The organism is Cupriavidus sp. TMH.W2 (assembly GCF_050847365.1).
GTDB lineage: Bacteria > Pseudomonadota > Gammaproteobacteria > Burkholderiales > Burkholderiaceae > Cupriavidus.
In genome coordinates this window covers 1,252,922-1,278,010 of the sequence record NZ_CP193793.1, presented here as the reverse complement: position 1 = coordinate 1,278,010, position 25,089 = coordinate 1,252,922, and the positions used below count along the sequence as shown (strand labels likewise).

General features: G+C 65.9%; 17 protein-coding genes. 9 read left to right on the top strand and 8 right to left on the bottom strand.

All coding sequences use genetic code 11. The features are described 5' to 3' along the window. Positions 1-5: 5 nt before the first annotated feature. Positions 6-782 carry a class II aldolase/adducin family protein gene (locus tag ACREYQ_RS23400; protein ID WP_432262534.1) on the bottom strand — a complete coding sequence of 259 codons (777 nt, stop codon included), beginning with the start codon at positions 780-782 and terminating at the stop codon, positions 6-8. A 139-nt stretch (positions 783-921) separates the two neighbouring features. Between ACREYQ_RS23400 and ACREYQ_RS23395 the strand changes: the two genes are divergently transcribed. Together ACREYQ_RS23395 and ACREYQ_RS23390 are read left to right on the top strand one after the other, a co-directional pair. Next, positions 922-1,623, top strand: a complete 702-nt coding sequence (locus ACREYQ_RS23395; protein WP_432262533.1) for a Crp/Fnr family transcriptional regulator — start codon at positions 922-924, stop codon at positions 1,621-1,623. A 528-nt stretch (positions 1,624-2,151) separates the two neighbouring features. Beyond that, positions 2,152-2,775, top strand: coding sequence for a response regulator transcription factor (locus tag ACREYQ_RS23390; protein ID WP_432262532.1), 624 nt, complete (start codon positions 2,152-2,154; stop codon positions 2,773-2,775). Between the two features lie 12 nt (positions 2,776-2,787). Here ACREYQ_RS23390 and ACREYQ_RS23385 read toward each other — a convergent pair whose 3' ends face one another. Further along, the gene (locus ACREYQ_RS23385) at positions 2,788-4,824 is read right to left on the bottom strand and encodes a sensor histidine kinase (protein ID WP_432262531.1); all 2,037 of its coding nucleotides are present in this window, start codon (positions 4,822-4,824) and stop codon (positions 2,788-2,790) included. Positions 4,825-5,429: 605 nt separating this feature from the next. On the opposite strand from ACREYQ_RS23385, the gene ACREYQ_RS23380 reads away from it, so the two are divergent. Then, positions 5,430-5,693 (top strand): hypothetical protein, encoded by a 264-nt coding sequence (locus ACREYQ_RS23380; protein WP_432262530.1) that lies wholly within the window; start codon positions 5,430-5,432, stop codon positions 5,691-5,693. Positions 5,694-5,727: 34 nt separating this feature from the next. Here the strand turns inward: ACREYQ_RS23380 and ACREYQ_RS23375 are convergent, their stop codons facing one another. Next, positions 5,728-5,997, bottom strand: a complete 270-nt coding sequence (locus tag ACREYQ_RS23375) for a hypothetical protein (RefSeq protein WP_432262529.1) — start codon at positions 5,995-5,997, stop codon at positions 5,728-5,730. Positions 5,998-6,091: 94 nt separating this feature from the next. Between ACREYQ_RS23375 and ACREYQ_RS23370 the strand changes: the two genes are divergently transcribed. Beyond that, positions 6,092-12,736 (top strand): ESPR-type extended signal peptide-containing protein, encoded by a 6,645-nt coding sequence (locus ACREYQ_RS23370; protein WP_432262528.1) that lies wholly within the window; start codon positions 6,092-6,094, stop codon positions 12,734-12,736. A 136-nt stretch (positions 12,737-12,872) separates the two neighbouring features. Here ACREYQ_RS23370 and ACREYQ_RS23365 read toward each other — a convergent pair whose 3' ends face one another. Next, positions 12,873-13,781 (bottom strand): LysR family transcriptional regulator, encoded by a 909-nt coding sequence (locus tag ACREYQ_RS23365; protein WP_432262527.1) that lies wholly within the window; start codon positions 13,779-13,781, stop codon positions 12,873-12,875. Between the two features lie 131 nt (positions 13,782-13,912). Here ACREYQ_RS23365 and ACREYQ_RS23360 point away from each other — a divergent pair, with 131 nt between their 5' ends. Together ACREYQ_RS23360 and ACREYQ_RS23355 are read left to right on the top strand one after the other, a co-directional pair. Beyond that, complete coding sequence (locus tag ACREYQ_RS23360) at positions 13,913-15,526, top strand: sulfatase family protein (RefSeq protein ID WP_432262526.1); 1,614 nt, start codon at positions 13,913-13,915, stop codon at positions 15,524-15,526. A gap of 62 nt (positions 15,527-15,588) precedes the next feature. Then, positions 15,589-16,557 (top strand): Bug family tripartite tricarboxylate transporter substrate binding protein, encoded by a 969-nt coding sequence (locus ACREYQ_RS23355; RefSeq protein WP_432262525.1) that lies wholly within the window; start codon positions 15,589-15,591, stop codon positions 16,555-16,557. Between the two features lie 108 nt (positions 16,558-16,665). Here the strand turns inward: ACREYQ_RS23355 and ACREYQ_RS23350 are convergent, their stop codons facing one another. Then, on the bottom strand, positions 16,666-17,109 hold the full coding sequence (locus tag ACREYQ_RS23350) for a hypothetical protein (protein ID WP_432262524.1): 444 nt from the start codon (positions 17,107-17,109) through the stop codon (positions 16,666-16,668). Between the two features lie 130 nt (positions 17,110-17,239). Between ACREYQ_RS23350 and ACREYQ_RS23345 the strand changes: the two genes are divergently transcribed. Continuing rightward, entirely contained in the window at positions 17,240-19,063 is a 1,824-nt protein-coding gene (locus tag ACREYQ_RS23345) for a bifunctional metallophosphatase/5'-nucleotidase (protein WP_432262523.1), read from the top strand. Positions 19,064-19,122: 59 nt separating this feature from the next. Here ACREYQ_RS23345 and ACREYQ_RS23340 read toward each other — a convergent pair whose 3' ends face one another. Both ACREYQ_RS23340 and ACREYQ_RS23335 read right to left on the bottom strand, forming a co-directional pair. Beyond that, on the bottom strand, positions 19,123-20,457 hold the full coding sequence (locus tag ACREYQ_RS23340; RefSeq protein ID WP_432262522.1) for an MFS transporter: 1,335 nt from the start codon (positions 20,455-20,457) through the stop codon (positions 19,123-19,125). Between the two features lie 236 nt (positions 20,458-20,693). Then, positions 20,694-21,461 (bottom strand): SDR family NAD(P)-dependent oxidoreductase, encoded by a 768-nt coding sequence (locus ACREYQ_RS23335; RefSeq protein WP_432262521.1) that lies wholly within the window; start codon positions 21,459-21,461, stop codon positions 20,694-20,696. A gap of 162 nt (positions 21,462-21,623) precedes the next feature. On the opposite strand from ACREYQ_RS23335, the gene ACREYQ_RS23330 reads away from it, so the two are divergent. Together ACREYQ_RS23330 and ACREYQ_RS23325 are read left to right on the top strand one after the other, a co-directional pair. Then, positions 21,624-22,217, top strand: coding sequence for a TetR/AcrR family transcriptional regulator (locus ACREYQ_RS23330; RefSeq protein ID WP_432262520.1), 594 nt, complete (start codon positions 21,624-21,626; stop codon positions 22,215-22,217). A 109-nt stretch (positions 22,218-22,326) separates the two neighbouring features. Then, a complete protein-coding gene (locus ACREYQ_RS23325; RefSeq protein WP_432262519.1) occupies positions 22,327-23,631 on the top strand; it encodes an MFS transporter in 1,305 nt (434 codons plus the stop codon). Positions 23,632-23,756: 125 nt separating this feature from the next. Here the strand turns inward: ACREYQ_RS23325 and tssL are convergent, their stop codons facing one another. After that, a complete protein-coding gene (gene tssL, locus ACREYQ_RS23320) occupies positions 23,757-25,064 on the bottom strand; it encodes a type VI secretion system protein TssL, long form (RefSeq protein WP_432262518.1) in 1,308 nt (435 codons plus the stop codon). Positions 25,065-25,089 lie beyond the last annotated feature (25 nt).

Below are 25,089 nucleotides of genomic sequence, written 5' to 3'. Positions count from 1 at the left end.
GCGCACTACCGGCGGAAAGACGGATCCTTGCGGTCGAGCCGGCGCAGCAAGGCCGGCCACGCCAGATCCCCGAACTTCCCCAGGGTAGTGATCTTGCTGTCGGCCTGAATCGTGTCCAGCAGCGCGGGTGATACCGGCGTCAGCGGCATGCCACCCGATTCAGCGAGCACCTGAATCCGGCAGGCGGCTTCCAGTGTGTACATGGCCAGGAACGCATCGGGGATGGTCCGGCCAACGGCCAGGAGGCCGTGATTGCGCAGAATGAGCAAGGGATTGCTGCCCAGATCGGCCACCAGCCTCGCCTTCTCGTCGGCGCGCACCGCAAGTCCCTCATAATCGTGGTAGCTCACGGAACCAAAGACATTGAGCGCCTGCTGGGACACCAACGTCAGGCCACTCCTGCGCGTCGAGATCGCGACGCCGTTCAGGCTATGGGTATGCAGCACGCATCTGGCATCATCGCGTGCTTCATGGATGGCACTGTGGATGGTGAAGCCGGCGGGATTGACGGGAAACGGTGAATCGATGACCGGCTGGCCGTCAAGGTCCACCTTCACCAGGCTCGACGCGGTGATCTCCTCGAACAGCGCGCCATAGGGATTGATCAGGAAATGGTGCTCCGGGCCCGGCACGCGGGCAGAAATATGCGTGAACACCAGATCGTCCCAGCCATAATGGGCGACCAGCCGATAGCATGCGGCCAGATCAACGCGCAGCTGCCACTCCTCGTCTGAAACACGTTCACGCACATCTGCACACTCGGAGTAGGTTAATGGGTCCATGCTCAGGTCTCCTTCTTGTCCGTTATCAAGAAAACGCTGTGCTATATTGGACCGGCCCGAATTCCGGGATTGCCAGAAAGATTGCAATTGGCGTGTTTCCGCCTGGAAATCAGATCCGGATTTTCCCTAGGAAATGTGCATGAGCCCGTCGGACAAAGAGCAATTTCTCGCGCACCACTGGCTGCAAGGCCTCGACCCCGCCATCATTGCCGACGTGGCCTCATGCCTGCATTTGTGCCGACATCGCAATGGGGCTGCGCTATATGCGCTCGGTGACCCGCCGGAATGCCTCTATCTCGTGGTCTCCGGGAAGGTGAGGCTGGGAGGGCAGAACGCGCGCGGCGACGATATGCTGCTGCATATCGTCGATGTGGGCGCGGAGGTGGGCATGCTGTCGCTGCTGGACGGGAAGGCGCGCCGCCAGTTGGCCCACTGCGTTGGCGATACTTCCCTGCTGGTATTGCGTCAGGCGGATTTCCTCTCGCTCATGAAGCGGCATTCGGCGCTCCAATGGCGGATCATTCAGGAGTTGTGCGCGACCGTGCGCACTTTTTGCGAGGTCACGGAGGATACGGTCCTGCTAAGGCTGTCCGCGCGTCTGGCCAAGCGCTTGCTGACGTTGATGAGCCAGCACGGTACGCCTGGTACCGGCGGCATTGTCATTAACCTCCCGCTGTCCCATCAGGAGCTCGCCAAGATGTTGGGCGTCACGCGCCAGAGCATCGGTCTGGTCATGTCGCACTGGAAGCAGAAGGGATGGGTCCAGCAACGCTATCGGCAGCTTGTCGTCAGTGATCCAACCGCGCTGGAAGCGGTGATCGTGTCGAATTCTGACGAGTGACCAGTAAGCCACGATACTTCATCAGTGCTGCAACTTCATGGGCGGCCACGCAGCGTATGAAGATTTCTCCGGTACCAGTGGCCGAAGGGGCCACCCTTCGTTGCCGCGCCCGGTCACGCACTTGAGCCGGAGCGGACCAGCTTGGTCTTGAGTGGCCACGGACAAGTGGCAAGCAGCCAAATGCAGAGTAGCGGACCAACGAGGGGAAGGAGCGCCAAGTATGCATAAGGCCAGCTGAAGTGGGCAGCCCTGAATACCTTTCTGAAGGGGAGGAACCACAGAGCCTCAAAGAGCAGAAATCCGAGAAGGTAAATTGACATCGCCGTGCGTCCTGCTTCCTGTTCCGCTTAGGGTATTGGTGTGTCCTGCGATGCGACATTGTAGTTCTCATTCGAACTTGCATAATCCCCTAATATTGGGGGATTTCATCTTGCAAACGGGGCGCGCTAATATTGATTATCCAATCATGCACATCCTGGCGAGATCCTGGAAATGACAAGAGTATTACTGCTTGAGGACGAAACTGAGTTGCGCGAGGAGATCGCGAGCTTCCTGCAAAAGCGCGGCTGGCATGTCAGCCAAGCCGGTACCCTGGAGGAATTCCGGCCGCTGGCACTTCAAGCGGATATCGCGGTTGTCGATGTCATGCTGCCGGACGGCTCCGGCTTCGATGCCGCCAGCTGGCTTCGGGAGCAGCGCGCGGCTTGCGGCATCGTCATGCTCACGGCGCTAGGCGATACGCGCGATCGTGTGCGTGCCCTGACAGACGCGGCGGACCACTATCTGGTCAAGCCGATCAAACTGGTGGAATTTGAAGCGGTCCTGCATGCGCTGAGCCGGCGCGTGGTCACCAGCTGGCGCCTCGACCGCCAGGCCAGCACCCTGCTGGCCCCGGCAGGAGACCGGCTGGTCGTGTCCAGCAATGAAAGCAAGTTGCTCGAACTGCTGGCTCGCCAGCCAGGCCAGCCGGTCGAGCGCAGGCACATCGCCGAGGGCTTCGGCATTAGCTGGATGCGCTACGACGAGCGCCGGCTGGAAACCCTGGTCAGCCGTCTGCGCCAACGCTGGCGCAGCGAGGCGGGATCGGAACTGCCGCTGAAGACCGCGCATCGCCAGGGCTACGCCTTTGCCGCACCGCTGTCGGTAGAGTGAGCGCAGTCCGGATCATGCCGGCTGCGGCGCTGCGCCGTCGGGGGCGGGCGCGCTTGGGCGCGGCTCGGCCGGAAGGAAGATGCGCACAAGGCAGCCATGACCCGGCGTACTTTCCAGCGTGAGCGTCCCCCCCTGGATCTCGACCATGCGCTGTGCCAGCGGCAGCCCCAGCCCGGTGCCTGGCTTGCGGCCAGCATTCCGGCCGCGATAGAAACGCTCGAAGATATGGGGCAGGTCGGCCGGCGGGATGCCCGGGCCGTCGTCTTGTACCTCAAGCTCGACGCCGTGCGCCACGGTGCGTCCGCGCAGTGTCACGCGGCTACCGGCCGGCGTGTACTTGACGGCGTTGTCGGCCAGTGAGCGCAGGACCAGTCGCAGCAGGCTCCCGTCGCACTGAAAGTCCTTGGGCAGTGCTTGTGCGTCCACGTCAGGCGTGTGCCCCTCGGAGAGCAGATGCGCCGCGGCCGCAGCGTCCTCAAGCAGCGAGGCCAGGTCAACGGGTGTGGGCCGCGCGCCCTTGTGCAGTAGTTCAAAGCAGCTCTCGTGGAGCGAGTCGTTGAGCAGCAACGTCATGCGTTGCGTGGCGCGCAGGATCTTCTTGTATCGCGCTGACGTTTGCGGGTCGACTTCGGCATCTTCCAGTTCCAGGTTCTGTGCCGTGATGTCGATCACGGCCAGCGGCGTGCGCAACTCGTGCGAGACCGTGGCCAGAAACTGCCGTTGTTCTTCCTGCGCCTGCCGCTCCAGCGACAGCGCCACCTCCACGTGCGCCATGGCCTCGCGCAGTGCCTGGGTGCGCAGGGCTACCTTGGCCTCCAGGTCGCGCTCGGCCTGGCGCGCGACTCGCAGCGCTTCGGTCTGGGCCAGTTCCTTCTGCGTAAGCATGTCATTGTACTGCCGGCTGATGGCCGAGTTCATGATCAGCAGGAAGGCCATCATGCCCAGATAGTTGGCGTTGTCGACGAACACGCCCGGATCGATCCAGCCGACATTGCGCGCGAGCCGCAGCACCGTGCCGCCGATCAGCAGCGTCAGCACCAGCAGGATCACACGTGCCGGCCGGTCGCCGCGCCAGGTCATCCAGCCTGAGAGGTAAAGCAACACGCCGATGGCGATTGTTTGCCAGAGCACCATCAGCGGCCGCAGCCACCAGATGTTGACGACCACGAGGAAGGGGGCCGCGAGGGCGGCGATCACCCAGGTCAGCTGTGAGAAGCCGCGCACCCAGCGCCGCCAAGGCGAGTCAAAGAGGCCGAGATAGTGCAGCGTGAACAGCGCGCCCAGCGGCACGGCGACGAACCAGCTAACGACATACAGCGCATCGGCGAGCAGCGGCCAACCCGGCAGCAGGTATTGGTACGTAAAACCCTCGGCCGAGAGCGAAGTGAACAGGTTGGCCAGCACGGTCAGGCTGAACAGCCCGAACGAGCGATGTCGCGTCACCCAGTAGAACCACCCGCAGACCATCAGCAGGATCAGGTGCGTGGCGTAGAACAGTCCGAACAGCAGTTGCTCCGTACCAATGACCCCGATGAACGCATCTGGCGACCAGATTGTCAGCGGGAAGCTCAGCGTGCTCGTACTGCGCACGCGCAAGTACACGGTGACGGGATGCTCGGGCGGAAGGTTCAGCAGGAAGACTGGCGTACGGTGGAAGATGTCGCGCCCCGCGATCGGTTGCCGGTCGCCGGCGACATGCACGCTATAGCCGCCGCCAGGCCGGGGCGTGTAGAGCGTGACGTCGTCGAGCAGGGCCGACCGCAGCTGCAGCAGCCATTGCGGTGAGGCCTGCGCCGGTCGTGACAGCGTGATCCGTAGCCAGACGCTGCCGTGCCGGTAGCCCAGCGCCGGCGGCGCGGTCTGCGGGAGGAAGGCGGCGGCGATCTCGGGCTGCGCCATCTGCTCGACGCTCAAGCTGTCCTGTGGATCGAGCAACAGCTCCCAATGACGGTCAAGTGCGATCTGCCCCGAAGCGGGCAGGCGCAACCCGGCTTGCGCCTCGCTCGGGATGAAGACGCACAGCAGGACGATGCAAAACGAACAGATCATGGCCTTTACTGGGCCGAGGCCCGCTTGCCCGCCTGCTGCATTGTGCCGTTTTCGCCACCCGCCTCTCTTCAAATCTTGCTCCAGTCACTGCGCATTTTGCCGCCAGAGCGCGACGCTGCGTGCCGCGACGATTGCCGCCGCCGCGGCACGCAGGACTATAGCCCACCCGAAGCCGCTCTTGGTGCCGCCGGCACCCATGTCAGAACTTGACAGCTTTTCCCGCGTACCGCCGGATAGAGTCCGCATCATCTATAGAAAAGTCTCTGTTTCATCTCCCATGCGTAATCCTGCCTTCTGCTCTGACGGCCGCGCGCCCGCACGCGCGCGAAAACTGGTTGGATAACCTTTCGCTTCGCGGGGGCTGGTCAATCGGCAAGAACAAACAATGCAGCTACCGCTTAAAGAAAGGGAATTTAAAGAAAGTCCGGACCAGCGCAAGGGATGCTTGTCGTCTCTCCCATCCATTCAGCCGGCCGGCGGTTACCAATAAGAACAATACGGGTTTCCGAGCAACAAGGCGATTTCCCCGGCACCCCTCTTTCATGGGGTGAGTCCAGGGCAGCCATTGGCCAGAATATTCTCAATCCATTCAAATCGCAGTCGTAATGAGCAAGACATATCGCCTCGTCTGGGGCAAGCGGCACCACACCTTTGTCGCCGGCGCCGAACTGCTCAGTGCGCGCGGCAACGATGGCGGTGGCGAGTCGCCAGTGCGGCCGGCGCAGACGGACGAACAAGGGTCCGGCAGCTTCATCACGCGGGCCAGGTTTGCCGGTGCCGCACCGCTGACCATCACGAATAGTGGTAACGATGCTTCGGCCTTTCTCGATCTCGCGTCCCTCCCAGAGTGGGGAATAAATCCCCCCTAATACGAGCCACGATATGATAAAAATCACACGTTTTTCATTCCAGCACGGCAATGAATACCACATATCGTGACGGGGGAATCGAGTCAGTGCTACGGCTGACACGGCGGTCCAGGCCGGTCATCCACGCCGCGAGGCTGGAAGAATTTCCAGGCCTTGGCATTGCTGCCGCGCATTGGTGGTGCAAGTCGGCATCGGCATAAATATCAAGAAAACGGTCCGAACGACAGGAAACGCAGCCATCCCCCGCCTTGCCATGCCAACCGGTCGAGCCGGCAGCAAGCAAGATGCGGAAGCGGTCGTCCATCCATGTCTTTCGATTTTGCGCGATTAATCACTGACGGGAAAATCGCGGGGCAATTCTTTGCCGAAAAAAAATAAATCAGAACGGGAGAAATAATATGAATAAGGTCTACCGCCTTGTCTGGAACAAGGCCCTCAGGATGCGGGTTGTGGTATCGGAGAACACGCGTTCGCAGGGCAAGGATGCGGGTGGTGAGGGAACTGTGATCGGCAGCACGGGCCATACTCGCAAGACGAGCTTTGCGCTGACGAAGTCAGCCGTGGCGGCTCTGAGTCTGATACTGGCGCCGGCCATCGCCCACGCAAGCTCAAACCTCATCAGCAACGGAGACTTCTCCACCGGTAACTTCAGCGGCTGGTCCATCTCAGGTAACACAGGCTTTACTAGTGTCAGTTGCGGCGGCTCCGGCGCCTATACCTGTTACGCGAACATTGGGCCGGTCGGATCGCTGGGCTACCTGACCCAGAGTTTTTCCGCCACCGCAGGCGACTACCTAAAGATCAGCTACTCCTTTCGGAGCGACGGCGCGACGCCGAACATCTTTCAGGTATCGTTCAACGGGAGCTACCTGTTCAACATGAACAACGGCCCCGCGATCGCGTTCACCGATTATTACTTCTACGTCCAGGCCTCGGCGGTCAATACGCTCCAGTTCGGCTATCGGGACGACCCCGGCTTCCAGCAACTGACCAATATCTTCGTGGCCGATGTCGGCACGACCGCGCCGGGGCCGATCGGCCAGCCCAGCGAAGGCGGAGGCAGCACGCCCGCCACGAACATCAATCAGCCGGGCATGAATGCCAGCGGCCTGGCATCCAATCCCGCATCGCTGCAGCCCGTCTTCGACGGCGGCACGCTAGTGCTTGACGGCACAGCGCTTGGCGGCAACTACAACCTCTCGATTACCGGCAACAACGGCACCATAGACCTGGCCGGCCGGAGCGCGTCGATCTCGACGCCGATTACGAATGCCGCGGACCCGACCCCGGGCGGCATGACTATCGCCAACTCGGGTAGCGGCGGCATGCTGACTTTGAGTGGCAACAACACCTACACTGGCTCCACCACGATCGCCAGCGGAGCCGCGCTGGCCCTGACTGGCAACGGCAGCATCGCCAACTCCGGCAAGGTCACCGATAACGGCACCCTCGACATCTCGGGCACCAGCAATGGCGCGTCGATCCAGTCGCTGGCCGGCAACGGCAGCGTGGCGCTGGGCAGCAAGGACCTGACGCTGACCAACGCGGGTGACACCTTCGCCGGGACCATTGCCGGCACCGGCGGCGTCAATGTCAATGGCGGCACCGAAACCCTGTCGGGCAGCAACACCTACACCGGCGCGACATCCATCGGCAATGGCGCCACGCTGGCGCTGTCCGGCAACGGCAGTATCGCCGCCTCCAGCAAGGTCACCGATAACGGCACCTTCGATATCTCGGGCACCAACAACGGTGCCTCGATCCAGTCGCTGGCCGGCAACGGCAGCGTGGCGCTGGGCAGCAAGGACCTGACGCTCACCAACGCGGGCGACACCTTCGCCGGCACCATCGCCGGCACCGGCGGCGTCAACGTCAACGGCGGCACCGAGACCCTGTCGGGCACCAACACCTACACCGGTGCGACATCCGTCGGGGATGGCGCCACGTTGGCCCTGACCGGCAACGGCAGCATCGCCAACTCCAGCAAGGTCACCGATAACGGCACCTTCGATCTCTCGGGCACCGGCAATGGCGCTTCGATCCAGTCGCTGGCCGGTACTGGCAATGTCGCGCTCGGTGGCAAGGACCTGACGTTGACCAGCGCGGGCGACACCTTTGCCGGCACCATCGCCGGCACCGGCGGCGTCAAGGTCAACGGCGGCACCGAAACCCTGTCGGGCACCAACACCTACACCGGTGCCACCACGGTCGGCAACGAAGCCACCCTGGCGCTGTCCGGCAACGGCAGCATCGCCAGCTCCAGCAAGGTCACCGACAACGGCACCCTCGACATCTCGGGCACCACCAATGGCGCGTCGATCCAGTCGCTGGCCGGCAACGGCAGCGTGGCGCTGGGCAGCAAGGACCTGACGCTGACCAACGCCGGCGACACCTTCGCCGGCACCATCGCCGGCACCGGCGGCGTCAACGTCAACGGCGGCACCGAGACCCTGTCGGGCACCAACACCTACACCGGTGCGACATCCATCGGCAACGACGCCACCCTGGCGCTGTCTGGCAACGGCAGCATTGCCGCCTCCAGCAAGGTCACCGACAACGGTACCTTCGACATCTCCGGCACCACCAGCGGCGCCTCGATCCAGTCGCTGGCCGGCAACGGCAGCGTGGCGCTCGGCGGCAAGACCCTGACGCTGACTAATGCGGGCGACACCTTTGCCGGCACCATCGCCGGCACCGGCGGCGTCAAGGTCAACGGCGGCACCGAGACCCTGTCGGGCACCAACACCTACACCGGTGCCACCACGGTCGGCAACGAAGCCACGCTGGCCCTGTCCGGCAATGGCAGCATCGCCAGCTCCAGCAAGGTCACCGACAACGGCACCTTCGACATCTCCGGCACCACCAGTGGCGCTTCGATCCAGTCGCTGGCCGGTACTGGCAATGTGGCCCTGGGCAGCAAGACCCTGACGCTGACCAACGCCGGGGACACCTTCGCCGGCACCATCGCCGGCACCGGCGGCGTCAAGGTCAACGGCGGCGCCGAAACCCTGTCGGGCGTCAACACCTACACCGGTGCCACCACTGTCGGGGATGGCGCCACGCTGGCGCTGTCCGGCAATGGCAGCATCGCCAGCTCCAGCAAGGTCACCGACAACGGCACCTTCGATATCTCCGGCACCAACAACGGTGCCTCGATCCAGTCGCTGGCCGGTACTGGCAATGTCGCGCTTGGCGGCAAGACCCTGACGCTGACCAATGCGGGCGACACCTTCGCCGGCAGCATCGCCGGCACCGGCGGTGTCAACGTCAACGGCGGCACCGAAACCCTGTCGGGCGTCAACACCTACACCGGCGCCACCACTGTCGGCAATGGCGCCACCCTGGCGCTGTCCGGCACTGGCAGCATCGCCAGCTCCGGCAAGGTCACCGACAACGGCACCTTCGACCTCTCGGGCACCACCAGTGGCGCCTCGATCCAGTCGCTGGCCGGCAACGGCAGCGTGGCGCTCGGCGGCAAGACCCTGACGCTGACTAATGCGGTCGACACCTTTGCCGGCACCATCGCCGGCACCGGCGGCGTCAAGGTCAATGGCGGCACCGAGACCCTCTCGGGCAGCAACACCTACACCGGTGCCACCACGGTCGGTAATGGCGCCACGCTGGCCCTGTCCGGCAATGGCAGCATCGCCACCTCCGGCAAGGTCACCGACAACGGTACCTTCGACATCACCGGCACCACCAGCGGCGCCTCGATCCAGTCGCTGGCCGGTACTGGCAGCGTGGCCCTGGGTAGCAAGACCCTGACGCTGACCAATGCCGGCGACACCTTCGCCGGCACCATCGCCGGCACCGGCGGCGTCAAGGTCAACGGCGGCACCGAAACCCTGTCGGCCACCAACACCTACACCGGTGCGACGTCCGTCGGCAATGGCGCAACGCTGGCGCTGTCCGGCAATGGCAGCATCGCCGCCTCCAGCAAGGTCACCGACAACGGCACCTTCGACCTCTCGGGCACCACCAGCGGCGCCGCGATCCAGTCGCTGGCCGGCAACGGCAGCGTCGCCCTGGGTAGCAAGACCCTGACGCTGACCAATGCCGGCGACACCTTCAGCGGCACCATCGCCGGCTCGGGCGGCGTGACGCTTACCGGCGGCACCGCAACCCTTTCGGGTGCCAGCACCTATACCGGTGGGACCAACGTCAACGGCGGCGCGCTGAACCTGACCGGCTCGCTGCAAAGCAGCACAGTCAGCATCGCCAGCGGCGCAGGACTGAACGACGTGAACGGCGGCCTGGACAGGGCCAGTTCCGTCAACAACAACGGTACGCTTACGCTGGGCGCCAATCAGACGCTGGCCACCCTGTCGGGCGCCGGCACCGGCCTCGTCGGCCTGAACAACAACACGCTGACCCTGGCAAACGCCAGCGGCACTTACGCCGGCGCCATCGCAGGCACCGGTGGCCTCACCCTGGCCGGCGGCACCGAAACCCTCTCAGGCACCAGCATCTATACCGGCGCGACCAACGTCAACGGCGGCACGCTGAACCTGACCGGGTCGCTGCAAAGCAGTGCTGTCAACATCGCCAACGGGGCCCGCCTGAACGACGTGAACGGCAGCCTCGGCAGCACCAGCGCGCTCAGCAATAACGGCACCCTGGCGCTTGGTGCGAACCAGACGGTGGCGACGTTGTCGGGCGCGGGCGTGGTCGACCTGAACAGCAACACGTTGAGGCTTGCCAACGCCAGCGGCAACTACACCGGCACCATCACCGGCACCGGCGGCCTCAGCGTGACGGGCGGCACCGAGACGCTGTCGGGCACCAACACCTATTCGGGCGGCACGCTCGTCAGCGGTGGCGCGACGGTCAAGGTGTCCGCCGATGCCAACCTGGGCACCGGCACGCTGGGCCTGAACGGCGGCACGCTGCAGAACATGGCCAGTTTCGCCAGCAGCCGCAATGTCGTGCTCGGCAGCGGTGGCGGCACCTTCAACACCGATGGCAGCACCACTTTGACGCTGAACGGCGGCATCTCCGGCAGCGGCATGCTGACCAAGGCCGGCACCGGTACGCTGATCCTGGCCGGCGACAACGCCGGCGGGCCGGCACACAAGCCGAACACCGGCTGGACCGGCGGCATGACCATCAATGGCGGCCTGGTCAAGGTGACCAATGCCTGGGGCCTGGGCTGGGGCAATGTGGTCGTCAATGGCGGCGCCATCAACACCACGGTCGACATCCTGACCGGCCAGACCATCGCGCTGGGCGGCGGCACTGCGGTGAACACGGCCGCCGGCACGACCACGACGATGTCGGGTACCATCGGCACCGCCTCGACGGGCAGCGGGTGCTTTATCAAGAGCGGCCAAGGCACGCTGAACATGACGGGCAACGCCAGCCTGTCCAACGGCACCTGCGTGCAGCAGGGTACGCTGCTGGCCAACGGCACGATCAACGGCGACGTGTCGGTGACCTCGGGCGCCGTGCTCGGTGGCGCCGGCACCATCCACGGCACGGTCAACGTGCAGGGCACGCTGTCTCCCGGCAACTCGCCGGGCTACCTCACCGTCACGTCCAACGTGAACATGCTGTCCGGCAGCACCTATCGCGAGGACATTGCGGGCACCCTGCAGGCGGGCGCCTCCACCCCGATCGGCGCGCCCGGCTACTACTCCTACCTGCGCGTGGTCAACGGCGGGCAGTTCACCATTGCTGCCAATACCACGCTGTCGCCGCAACTGCGCAACCTCTTCAGCCCTAGCGAGGCAGGGTATGGCAGCCTGGCGTACACGCCGGCGCTGGGCAACACCTTCCGCATCGTGACTGCCGACGGCGGCATCTCCGGGCGCTTTGCTGCGCTGGCCCAGCCCGACGGCATGGCCGACGGCACGCGCTTCGCCGTGTTCTACAACGTCTTTGGCAGCAACAGCATCGACCTGAAGGTGCTGCCCACGTCGTACGCGCAGTGGCTTGCCGGCGGCAACCAGAACACGCGCGCCGCCGCAGGCGTGCTCGACCGCATCCTGGCGAGCGACCAGGCTGGCGTGGCAAGCGCCGCGCAAGACAAGTTGCTCTACGTGGCCGCCAGCCAGAGCGCGGCAACGCTGCCCGGCTTCGTCCAATCGCTGGCGGGCGAAGTGCATGGCGCCATGGCCGCTGCGGCGCCGCAGGCCGGACAGCGCCTGAACAGCTCGGTCATCCGTCAGTTGGGGGATGCCAATGCCCTCGCCATGCCGAACGCCGGGGGCGAGCCGCCGCGCAGGCAGGCCCTGTGGGTCGACATCGGCGCGGACCATGGCCGCTGGGATGGTGACGGCAGTGCCTCGCAATTCACCACCAACCGCACACAGGTCGTGCTTGGCGCGGACCTGCTGCGTGGCGAGTCGACGCGCGTGGGCATGGGCTTCTCCTACAGCAACACCAATGTCGGGGCGACGGCCGGTTCGGGCTCCATCGAGGAGTACATGGGCTTTGCCTATGGCCAGACCACCGTGGGACCGGTGGCGGTGGACGGCATGGCGGGCTTCGGCAGCAACGACTGGAATACCCAGCGTGCCGACCCGACCGGCCTCTCCGCCAGTGCGTTGAAGACCTCCGCGAGCGGACACAGCACCCAGGTGGGCGTCGGCGTGCGCAAGCCGCTGCAACTGGGCATGACGACGCTGGAACCGTTCGCCCGCTTCCTGTGGCAGAAGAGTGCCCGCGGCGCGGTGGACGAGGGCACGGGTACGCCGGCTGCGCTGAGTCTTAACCAGTACGCCGCCACCGGCAACCGCGTCACGCTTGGCCTGTCGGCCCGCTCGGCCAACCGCAACCCGCTGTCCGACACGTTGAGCTACCAATTCAGCGCCGGCATCGGGCGCGATAACGGCAACCTGGCGCAGACCACGGTGCAGGCCAACCTGGCCGGCATCGGCATGAACATCGTGTCGCCGCAGGTGGGCCGGCTGTTCGGGCTGGCCAGTTTCACGGGCACGCTGCGGCTCGGCAAGCAGGCCTATGCCTATCTGGGCCTGAACGGCGAGGTGCGCCGCGGCAAGAACGACGTCGGTGTAAACGGCGGCCTGCGCATCAGCTTCTGATGCCCTGCAGCGCCCCTCGTGCGCCGGCCGCCCCGCCGGCGCACCAGGCGCTGCAGATGCGGCCCGGCCGGGCATGGTCGAGGTGCGCTGGGATTCCCGCATTCTCGGTCAGGGACGGCATTGGCCAGCCGCCCGGCTAACGCGAACTGGCCCTCAGCGCTTCCATGAAGGCGTGCCGCAGCGCCGTCTGTTCGGCATCTCTTCGCCGAAGCACGCCAACCATACCCTCGCGGCGGTACGGCAGCTTCAGCGCCACCACCTGACCCAACTGGCTGAAGAACTCCGTCATCCGCCCTGACATCACGGCCAACAACTGCCCTTGTTGCAGCAGCGACACGTTGGCCAGCACCATCGCGCTCTCGATCCGCACGCGTGGGGCCGGTTCGCCGGCCAGCGCCAGCTCGTAGTCCAGCTCGCGCCGGATCTGGCTGGTCACGGGAGGACCCACCCAGGTGTACGCGCGCGTGTCGGCCCAACTGACCTTGCGCTTGCGCGCGAGCGGGTGCCTGGGGCCGGCGATCACGCGGATAGTCTCCGGATACAGCAGCTCGCAGCGCAGCGCGCCGTCAACGCCCTGTACCTCGGTGCGTCCCACGACGAAATCCAGCCGCCCTTCCCGCAACGCCGACAGCATGTCTTCGACGGTTCCTTCGGCCAGCGTCAGATGCGCGTCGGGAAAGTGCTCGCGGAACAGGCGGATCGCTGACGGCAGCAGGTCAACCGCCACGGTTGGCGTCGCGCCGATCGCGAGCTGCCCCGAGGCGCCGTCGGCCATCACGCGGATAGTGGCCTGCGCGCGCTCGATCTCGCTGAGGACGGCGCGGGCGTGCACGACCAGTGCGTCGCAGAAAGGGGTCGGCACCAGTCCGCGCGAATGCCGCTCGAACAACGCCACGCCCAGCTCCCCTTCCAGCTCGACGAGCCAGCGCGACAGCGCGGGCTGGGTCATGTTCAGGCGCGCGGCAGTGCGGCTGACATTGCGCGTTTCATGTAGTGCCACCAGCACGTGCAGCTGCCGGATTCGCAGCCGTTGGGTCCAGTCCATGGTATGAGTTTTATGTGATAGTGGAAGCCATATTAATCATTTCATTGTAATCGCTGGCGATGCCATAATTTTCTTCAACCCTCGCAGTCCCGACGCCATTTCCGGCGCCTACAGGCCAAGCCGTAGTGACCATGACCCAATCCAGCGATCCGACCAGCGCCCGACCCAATTTCCTGCTGTTCATCACAGACCAGCATCGCGCCGACCATCTCGGCACCTATGGCAACCGCGTCGTGCAGACTCCCAATCTCGATCGGCTCGGCAGGCATGGCTGGCTGGCCGAGCGCTGCTATGTGGCGTCGCCGATCTGCATGCCGAACCGCGCATCGCTGATGACCGGGCGCATGCCATCGGTGCATGGCGCGCGCCACAATGGCATTCCACTGCCGCTGTCGCAGACGACCTTCGTCGAGCGGCTGCGCGATGCCGGCTATCGCACCGGCCTGGTCGGCAAATCGCACCTGCAGAACATGACCGGTCTTGCGCCGGTCTGGCCACGCCCCGGTGATCCGCGCACCGAGGGTGAGGCGCGCCGTCCCGAAAGTGGACGCTTCGACCAGGAATGGGGTCCGGCCTGGCGGGACGATCCGGACTTCGGCATGTCACTGCCGTTCTACGGCTTTGCCGACGTGCAACTGGTGACCGACCATGGCGACACGGCCGGCGGGCACTACCGGCGCTGGCTGGAGCAGCATCATCCCGAGGTGGCGCGCGCATGCGGACAGGAGCACGCTATCCCGACACCGGACTGGGCCCTGGCTGAAGCGCGGCAGGCGTGGCGTACCCGTGTTCCGGAAGCCCTCTCGACCACGGCGTGGATCGGCGATCGCACGATCGACCTGCTCGAGCAATATGCACAGGGCGAAGCGCCCTTCATGATCCAGTGCTCGTTCCCGGACCCGCACCACCCGTTCACACCGCCGGGCAGGTTCTGGGCTATGTACCGGCCCGAAGACATGGACTTGCCGGCCTCGTTCAATGCCGATCCCATGCTGGCGCCGCCCCATCTGCAGTGGATGCATGCGCAGCGCGACGGCGGCCGCGCGGTCAAGCATACGCCGGCAATGTTCGCCTGCACGGAGCGCGAGGCCCGCGAGGCGCTGGCGCTGAACTACGGCTCGATCACCCATATCGACGACACCATTGGCCGCGTGATGGCACGGCTGGCAGCGCTTGGCCTGGATCGCAATACCGTCGTGCTGTTCACGAGTGACCACGGCGACTTCTTTGGCGATCATCAGCTGCTCTGGAAGGGTCCGCTGCACTACCAGGGGCTGATCCGCACGCCGCTGATCTGGTCGGAGCCCACCGCGCGGGCCTCCGCCCAGCCTGGCGCCGCGCGCAGCCAGTCGCTGTGCTCGACCATCGATATCGCGCCGTCTATCCTCGCGCGCGCCGGCTGCCTGCCGTACAACGGCATCCAGGGCCTTTCGCTGCTGCCCGCGATCGCCGGCGGAACACTGCCACGCGAGGCCCTGCTGATCGAGGAAGAGAACCAGCGCACCCTGTTTGGCTTCCCGATGCGCACGCGCATGCGAACGCTGCAGACCGCCCGCTACCGGCTGAGCGTCTACGAGGGCGCGTCGTGGGGCGAACTCTACGATCTTGAAACGGACCCCGCGGAAACGCACAACCTGTGGGATTCGCCCGCGCTGTCGGCCACGCGCCAGGAACTGCTGCACCAACTGCTGCTGACGATGATCTCGCACAGCGACGCCAGCCCCAACCCGACCGCGCTGGCCTGAGTCCGGTCCGCCCGCATGGCGGGCGGCTGTGCCCCACAACAACGACATCCACGGAGACAATCATGATTCGCCTTTCCTTGCGCAGGCTGATCGCCGCAGCCATGCTGGCAGCTGCGGTACCCGCCGGCGCTCAAGACGCCTACCCGACCAAGCCGGTTCGCCTGATCGTCAATTTTCCCGCCGGCGGCCCGCTCGACACGGTGGCGCGACTGGTTGCCGAGCGTGCTTCGCGCGAACTGAAACAGCCGGTCGTGGTCGAAAACCGGGCCGGAGCCGGCGGCAATATCGGAGCGGAAGCGGTGGCGCGCGCGGCGCCGGACGGCTATACGCTGTTGCTGTCGACGGACACGCTGGTCACCGTCAATCCGTTCGCCTACCGCAAGATGTCATTCGATCCGGTCCGCGACCTGCAGCCGGTTGGACTGGCCGGTACATTCAATCAGGTACTGGTCACGCATCCCAGCCTGAAGATGCATGACCTGGGGCAGTTCTTGACCGCCGGCAGAACCAGGGACCTTTCCTATGCATCGGCAGGCCTTGCCTCGCCCGGCCACATCACCTTCGAAATGCTGAAGGCGCGCGCGCAGATCCGCGGCACGCACGTCCCTTACAAGGGCAATGCACCCGCGCTCAGCGACGTGCTCGCTGGCCAGGTGCCGGCCGGCTTCCTGGCCACGCCTGCTGCCGTTCAATACATCAAGAGCGGCAAACTGGTCGCGCTCGCCGTATCCGGTGCCAGGCGCGATCCCTTGCTCCCTGATGTGCCGACCGTGGCAGAAGCCGGCATCGCCAACTTCGACGCCGAATTCGCCTTCGTGATGTTCCTGCCCTCCGGCACGCCGGCGGCGATCCGCGCTCGCTGGGAGACGCAACTCAAGACGGCCTTCGCGGACAATGAGTTCCAGAAGAGGCTGTTGGCGCAGGGCGTGCGGCCGCAGACAAGCAACGGCCCGGCCGCGGCGCAATGGCTTGGTGCCGGGCGCTCGCGTTGGGGCGAGCTGATTCGCAAGCTCGGGGTGTCGCTCGACTGAACGCGCATGAAAAGGGGGCACGGTGAGCGCCCGGCGAACCCGCCTCGATTTGATCAGCGGTTCGCAAGGGCATAGTCGCGAGCGGCATGAATGACCCCGATGGCTCTTTCAGCGCCGCCGCTCCGCCTGCCTCTCTGCCTCCATCTGCTCAATAATCGCCACCCGCTGCACACAATCCCCCGGCACAGCTCTGCACAGCGTCCCATCATCAAGCCTGAGCTTGCGCTGCAGAACGCGAAACTTGACCAGATAGGCGTGTGCCGCACGCTCAGCCCCAGGCAACGACAGACGGGCTGAGTTGTTAGCCCCTATCCACGCATAGTAGTAATGTCCTAGCAATCGGGCCGCAGAATCAGCCGTCCCCCGCGGCATCGCGCGCGCCACTGCGTCGATGCAAGACTGGTATTCGTCGGCATCTTCATGCATGTATTCCTGGCACGCCGCCATGGCATGCCGGGCCGCCTGGGCAACAGCCGGCGGCGGTTCGGTGGTGGCAGCCTGGCCGATGCCCGCGCAACAGGCCAGTGTGCAGGCGATCAGATATTGACGCATGTGAGGTCGCTCAAGGGGTTCTGTCACGCTTCAGCGTAACGTCCTTGCGTGACATCCACGCGTCATGATGTAGTCACGATGAGCCAATAGAGTGGCGGCCTGCTGTCCCCCTCTGAAAGGAAAGGCCGACATGACACGCAAACGGTATCTCATCGCGAGCCTGAGCGCGCTCGCCCTCGCCGGGATCATTACCGCCTGCGGTACCGGCAGTGACGGCGGCAGCCCTGCTCCGGCTGCCGATGCCGCGATCTCGGTCAAGATCATCGGGCTGAACGATTTCCACGGCAACCTGGAAGCGCCTGGCGGCAGCGTGGTGGTGCAGGATGCCGCCAATGCCGCCGGCACCAGGGTGTCGGCTGGCGGCGCGGCCTATCTGTCGTCGCTGATCCAGGCGCTGCGCGCGAAGAATCCCAACAACGTGGTGGTGGCGGCCGGCGACATGGTCGGCGCTTCTCCGCTTGTTTCCGGGGCCTTTCATGAAGAGCCAACCATCGATGTGCTGGGCCAGATGGGCCTGGAGATCTCGTCGGTCGGCAATCATGAGTTCGACAAGGGCCGGGATGAATTGCTGCGGCTGCAGAACGGCGGCTGCTTCCCCAAGTCGGCGGACGGGCGGCGGGGCATTGTCGGCGTGGATACCTGCATGACCAACGGCGCCTACGCCGGGGCGAAGTTCCAGTACCTCGCGGCCAATGTCATCGACCAGGCTACCGGCAAGCCCTTGTTGCCGGCCTACAAGATCAAAACCTTTGGCTGGGCCAAGGTGGCCTTTATCGGCATGACGCTGAAGGATACGCCCACGGTCGTGACGCCCGCGGGGACGGCCGGCCTGACGTTCGAAGCCGAGGCGGACACGGTCAACAAACTGATTCCCGAGCTCAAGCAGCAGAATGTCAATGCCATCGTGGTGTTGATCCACGAGGGCGGATCGACCACGGCCGGCATGGTCAATGACAAGACCTGCCCGGGACTGAACGGCCCGATCGTGTCGATTGCCGACAAGCTCGATCCGGCGGTGGATATCGTGATCAGCGGCCACACCCACCAGGAGTATGTGTGCACCCGGCCTGACGGAAAACTGCTGACCCAGACAGGCTTCTACGGCCGCCTTGCCTCGGAAATCGATATCACCATCGATCCGGTGACGCGCAAGGTCTCGTCCAAGGTGGCGAACAACCGCGTGGCGGTGAACGACCTCGTGATCAAGGACAGCAAGGGCAATCCGATTCCGCTGCCTGCCGGCTACACGGCGCTGGCCAGGGACAGCGCCGTCGATGCGCTGGTCGCGCGCTACGTGCAACTGACCGCCCCGATCAAGAATGCCGTGGTGGGCGCCATCACCGCCAGCATCGACCGCACCCAGACTGCCGCGGGCGAGTCGGCAATGGGCGACCTGGTGGCCGACGCCTACCTGGCCGGCACCTCGGACGCCTCGTTCGGGCCCGCGGTCATGGCATTTACCAATCCGGGCGGCCTGCGCCAGAACCTGGTGTACGACGCCGCCAGCAATGGGCAGACCACCTTTGGCCAGCTCTATGCCGTGCTGCCGTTCGGCAACAGCATGGTGACGATGAGCCTGACGGGCGCGCAGATCCTGCGCCTGCTGGAACAGCAATGGGAGGCGCCGCAACCGGCAGGCGGCCGGGTGCTGCAGGTTTCCAGCGGCTTTACCTATACCTGGGACGCCAGCAAGCCGGAGGGCGCCCCCGCGGGACAGGGCAATCGCGTGGACCCTGCGTCGATCAAGCTCAACGGCGTGGCGATCGACCCGGCCAAGTCCTACCGCGTCACGGTGAACAACTTCATGGCATCCGGGGGCGACAACTACACGGTGCTGAACCAGGGCACGAACCAGCAGGCCGGGCCGGTCGACATCGATGTCTTCGAAGCCTACTTCAAGGCAAAGTCCCCGGTCAGCCCGGGCACGACGAACCGGATCACGCGCCTGAACTGATCCGTAGCGGGAGGCTTGGGCGGGTGGCCGCATCGGTCAGCCCGCTACCTGCCCCCTCCCTACGCCCGCGGCGCCGCCAGCCGCATCCAGCTCGCCACCGCCGCGACCCCGGCAAACCCCGCACCCAGCGCCAGGGCCAACCCCGGCCCGTGATTCCCGGCGATGCCAAAGCACAGCGCCACCAGCGCCGCACCGGTGGCCTGCCCCAGCAGCCGCGCCGTGGCCACCACGCCGCTGGCGCCGCCGCTGCGCTCGCGCGGGGCGCTCGTCATCAACGCCTTGAGGTTGGGCGACTGGAAGAAGCCGAAACCCGCGCCGCAGATGCACATGCGGATGCCGATATCGAGCGCGCTGGGGTCGGCCGGCAGCATGGCCAGCGACAGCATGCCGGCGCTGAGCACCGCCAGCCCCACGCCGCCGAGCACGGCAGGCGGATAGCGGTCAGACAAGCGCCCGGCCAGCGGCCCGATCAGCGCCACCACGACGGACCATGGGGTCAGCAGGAAGCCGGTCTCGACCTGCCCTCGTCCCAGCACGTGCTGGAAGTAGAACGGCAGCGACACGAAGGCCAGGCCCTGCGCGGCGAACGAGCACACCGCGGTCAGTGTCGACAGCGCGAACATGGGCCGCCGGAACAGGTCAACCGGCAGCATCGGTGCCGGATGGCCGCGTTCGCGCCACAGCAGCATGCCGAACGTCACGGCGAAGATGCCCGCCGCGGCCAGCGACAGATGCAGCGGCGCGCGCTGCGCGCCTTCGCCCAGCGCAAGAATCAGCGCGGCGAAGGCAATCATGCTGAGCACCGCGGCGACGCGGTCGAAACCGTGCGTGCTGCGCGCCGTCTGCGGCAATGCGCCGCGCCCGATCGCCAGCGCCAGCAGGCCGATCGGCAGGTTCACGGCGAACAGCCACGGCCATGTGCCGAACGAGAGGATCACCGACGCCACCGTGGGCCCCACCGCGAACGAAACGCCGACCACCAGCGCGTTCAGCCCCAGCCCGCGCCCGAGGCGGTGCGTGGGAAAGATCGCGCTGATCAGCGCCGTGTTGACGCTCATGATGGCCGCCGCGCCGATGCCCTGCAGCACCCGCGCCGCCGCCAGCGTCGGCAGCGACCACGCCAGCGCGCACACCACCGAGGCAGCGGTGAACACCAGCACGCCGCCAAGGTAGATGCGCCGGTGGCCCACCACGCCGCCCAGCGCCGCAAACGGCAGCAGCGTCGACACCATCGCCAGCTGATAGGCATTGATCACCCACACCGAGGCCGCCGGGGTGGCGCGCAGGTCGGCCGCGATCGACGGCAGCGCCGTATTGGCGATCGCGGTATCCAGGGTGGCGAGGGCGACGGCGATGAGGATGGCTGCCATGCCCCGGCGCTCGCGCGCAGTCATGGCGGCGTCCGCGGCGGAGGCGGACTGGAGGGGTGCTGTGCTGGACACTGTCTTTACCGGTTGCCGCCATGGCCGGGATCGGTGATGCAAGGGCTGCACGCTGGCATGGCGATCGTCAGACAAGACGATACGGGAAAACGCTTCAACGTGCTGAAGGCGCGTTCATATGTCTGCACATTGTCTACCCCCTGCCCGGCCAATGCCGCTGCGGCACTGGCCGGTTACCACGCACCTGGTTACTGCACCGACAACCCGCCATCCACGCCGATGCTCTGCCCGTTGATAAAGCGCCCGGCCGGTGCCGCCAGCAGGACGGCAAGCCCAGCGACGTCGCCGGCCTCGCCGATGCGGCGCATCGGTATGCCCGCCGCCAGCCGCGCCTCGCGCTCCGGATCGCCCCACAGCGCCTCGCGCGAGAACTCGGTGCGCACCGGGCCGGGATTGATCGCGTTGACGTTGATGCCGGACGGCCCCAGCTCCAGCGCCAGGCTGCGTACTGCCTGGTCGGTGGCGGCCTTGGTCACGCTGTACATCCCCAGGAAGGCAGAGCCGCGCTTGGCGGCAATGCTCGACATGAAAATGATGGAGCCGTCACGGCGTTCGATCATCTGCGGGGCCAGCGCGTTCACCAGCACCAGGTTGCCACGCACGTTGCCCGCCATGGCGGCATCGAACACCTCGGGCCCCTGGCTCAGCATCGACCCAGGCTGGCCGCTCGCGGCGGCATTGAGCACCAGCGCATCGACGCGCCCATACGCCGCCAGCGCCTGCCCGGCAAAGGCCCGCACGCTGTCCTCGTCGGCGATATCGCAGGCGATGCCGGTGGCGCGGATGCCCTCGGCCTCAAGCTGCCCGGCGGCTTCGCGCGCCACGGCCGCATCGCGCCCGGACACCACCACTGCGGCGCCGGCCGCGCCAAGCGCGCGCGCCATTTCCAGGCCCATGCCGCGCGTGGAGCCGGTGATCACGGCAACGCGGCCGCCAAGGTCGAATAGGTTCTGCATGACTGGTCACTCCTGTGAGGATGGGGAGCCGGCACTTGGACAGCACATCGGCACAAATGCGGCGAAAGGGATACAACACATAGATGATGCTTGTCATCTATTGAATAAAGTATGGCCATCATCTAAACTCCGGTCAAGCCAGATTTTTCGGAGGGGCCTCAGATGGCACGCGCATCACGCGAACAAACCGACAAGAACCGCGAGGCGATCGAACAGGCGTCGTCGCGCCTGTTCCGCGAACGCGGCCTGAACGGCGTCAGCGTGGCCGAGCTGATGGCCGACGCGGGTCTGACCCATGGCGGCTTCTATGGCCACTTCGCCTCCAAGGACGCGCTGGCCGCGCAGGCCTGCAAGCGCGCGTTCAAAGAATCGAATGCCCGCTGGGAGCGCCGCCTGGCCCGCGCCGACGGCGACCGCAAGGCAATGCTGGCCAACCTGGTGGAGCCCTACCTGACCGCCGCGCATTGCGCCAACCCGGGCGTGGGCTGTGCTGCCTCGGCCCTGGCCGTGGACGTGGCCCGTGAACCCGCCGGCAAGCCCGTGCGCCAGGCCTACGTGGAAGGCCTGCGGACCATGGTCGATGGCATGGCGCAGACCGTGGACGCCGACGATCCACAGGAACGCCACGATGAAGCGCTGGTGCGCATGGCCTTGCTGGTCGGCGCCCTCACACTGGCGCGCGCCACCGATGGCGATCCGCTCTCCGACGACATGCTGAACGCAGCGCGGACCCGCCTGCTGGGCAGCACGGGCTAGTTTTGAGCTTTCCCCCAAGCGTGACCAACACCTCCTGCCACCGCCAGTCGTAGCGGCGATGGCATCGCTTCGCCCTTTGAACCCGCCAGACCCTGATCACGAGACATCCATGTTCGCGCAAGCTCTTTCCAGCCGGCTCGACCGGCGCGGCATCCACTACGCGTGGCTGGTCGCCACCCTGACCTTCCTGGTGATGCTCACCACCTCGGCCGCGCTCGGCCTGCCGGGGGCCTTCCTCAAGCCGTTGACAAAGGAGATGGGCTGGAACACCGACCAGATCTCGTCGATCCTGGCCTTCCGTTTTGCGCTGTTCGGATTGATGGCGCCGTTCTCGGCGATGCTGATGGACCGCTTCGGCGTGCGCAACGTGGTCTGCGCCGCGCTGGCGCTGATTGCCGGCGGCATGGCGCTGGCCACCGTGTCGACCGAACTGTGGCAGCTCTTTGTCGCCTGGGGCCTGATGCTGGGCGTCGGATCGGGGCTGACCGCGCTGGTGCTGGCAGCCGTGGTCGCCAACCGCTGGTTCAGCGCGCGGCGCGGCCTGGTGATCGGCATCCTGACGGCCAGCGCCGCCACCGGGCAGCTGGCTTTTCTGCCGGTGGCCGCGTGGCTGATCGAACATATGGGCTGGCGCGTGGCCGTGCTGCCGGTGCTGGCTGCCTGCGCGGCACTGGCGCTGCTGGTGTTCGGGCTGATGCGCAACCGGCCCGCTGACGTCGGCCTGGCCGCGTTCGGCGAAGTTCCGGCTCATCCAGCCACGCCGCCCGCCGCGCAACCCGTCGCGCCATTCACGCTGAGCGGGCCTTTCAGAGTGCTGCGCGACGCTGCCCGTACCCAGGCCTTCTGGGTCCTGGCGGGCACCTTCTTCATCTGCGGCCTGAGCACGAACGGGCTGATCCAGACGCACTTCATCTCCCTGTGCGGCGACTTCGGCATGGGTCCGGTGCCGGCGGCATCGGCGCTGGCGATGATGGGTGCCTTTGACTTTGTCGGCACCATCATGTCGGGCTGGCTGTCGGACCGCTACGACAGCCGCAAGCTGCTGTTCTGGTACTACGCGATGCGCGGCCTGTCGCTGTTCTGGCTGCCGCATTCGACCTTCACGCTGTACGGACTGTCGATCTTTGCGATGTTCTATGGCCTGGACTGGATCGCCACGGTGCCGCCCACGGTCAAGCTGGCGGCCACCGCTTTCGGGCGCGAGCGCGCGCCGATGGTGTTCGGCTGGATCTTCGCTGCCCACCAGATCGGCGCGGCCGTGGCGGCGTTCGGCGCGGGGCTGAGCCGTACGCTGCTGCTGACCTATACGCCGGCGCTGTACGCAGCGGGTGCGGCGTGCATGGTGGCGGCGTTGCTGGCGTTGATGGTCAGCCGGACACGCACGGCGGCGGCAACCGAGGCAGCGCGGGCATAGCCTGCGCTGCCTCGGTGCCAGCCTCAGCCGAGGTAGTCCGCCAGTTGCACCAACTGCACCGCCGCAGCCGCGCGGCAAGGACCCGCCAGCCTGCTGTTATAGCCCAGCTTTGGCGCCCCGGCTTCCTACTGTACGACGACCACTTCCACGCGCCGGTTCGCCGCGCGGGCGGCGGGGGTCTTATTGTCCGTCAACGGCTCGGTGTCGCCCTTGCCGATGGCTTCGAGGCGCCCCTTGGCGACGCCCTGGCTGGCGAGGTATTCGCTGACCACGGCGGCACGCTCCTCGGACAGGACCTGGTTGGACGGGTAGCGGGCGCTCTTGATGGGCCGGTTGTCACTGTGGCCGATCACCTGCACATTCCCCTGCACCTGATTGATTTCGCCGGCCACCTTGTTCAGCGTCGCCATCAGCTTCGCGTTGACCTCGGTCCGGCCCGCGCCGAACATGTCGTCGCCGCGGAACACCACGGTGCTGCGGTGGCTGTCGTCCTTGACAGCGACCACGCCGCGCGCGATCTCGTCCTTGAGCAGCTCGGCCAGGCGCAACGCCTTTGGTGCCGGGGGCGGCGTCAGGTTGCCAATGGCCTCGATCTGTAGCACTACGTCACGCTCCTGGTGCATCAGCTGGTACTTGTAGTATCCGGCCAGGCCAGCGACGGCCAGAAGCCCCGTTGCGCAGGTCATCCAGACCGGGATGCCACGCAGGTGATGGAAGCGGCCAGGCGGGGCGGGCTGCGAGTGGGGAGACAGTTCCCTGGGCACTGGTCCTTTGTGTTTGCTGATCACATCGAGCAGGCGTCCCCGGATCGTGTGCAGTTGCTGGTCACCGTCCGCCACGCCGCGATACCGCCCCTGAAACCCCAGCGAGAGGATGTGATAGTAGACCTCGATGGGGCCGATGTTCTCCGCCACCGATTCCACCAGCCGGCCCAGGATGAGGAACACCTTGGTGCCGCCGTCGCGGTCCTGGTGGAAGGTCGAGGCCAGGGCGCTGCCAGGCCATGCGCCCAGCGAAGCCGCACTGCCGCCGCCCCACTCGGTATGGCTCGCGGCCTCATCCAGCGCGGTGCAGAGCGCGTAGTGCGCGGCCGTGGTGTGCTTGCGGTCGATGTTCAGCCGGTCGCAGACCGCCTGGAAGGTGCGCAATTCCTGTTCCAGCAGGGCGCGCAGACATTCCACCGCACCGCGCTTGTCCAGCCTGGGCGGGATGTCTGCCAGTGCGCGCAGCAGCGGTCTGGCGGCCTTCAGCAGGGGATTGGGCGCACCCTTGATCGCGGCGATGCGGGCCTCGATGGTCTTGGCCGCAGGGAGAAGCTTCGTGGCGGGTTCCCTGGCCTCCTGGCCGGTTACGGCCTGCCTGGCAGAGGAGCCGGGCTTTGGCGGCCGTGGCGGTTGCGGCGCGGGATCATCTTGGTCTAGCCATGCTGTCATGTTGGTGTTCCTCCAAGGATTGACG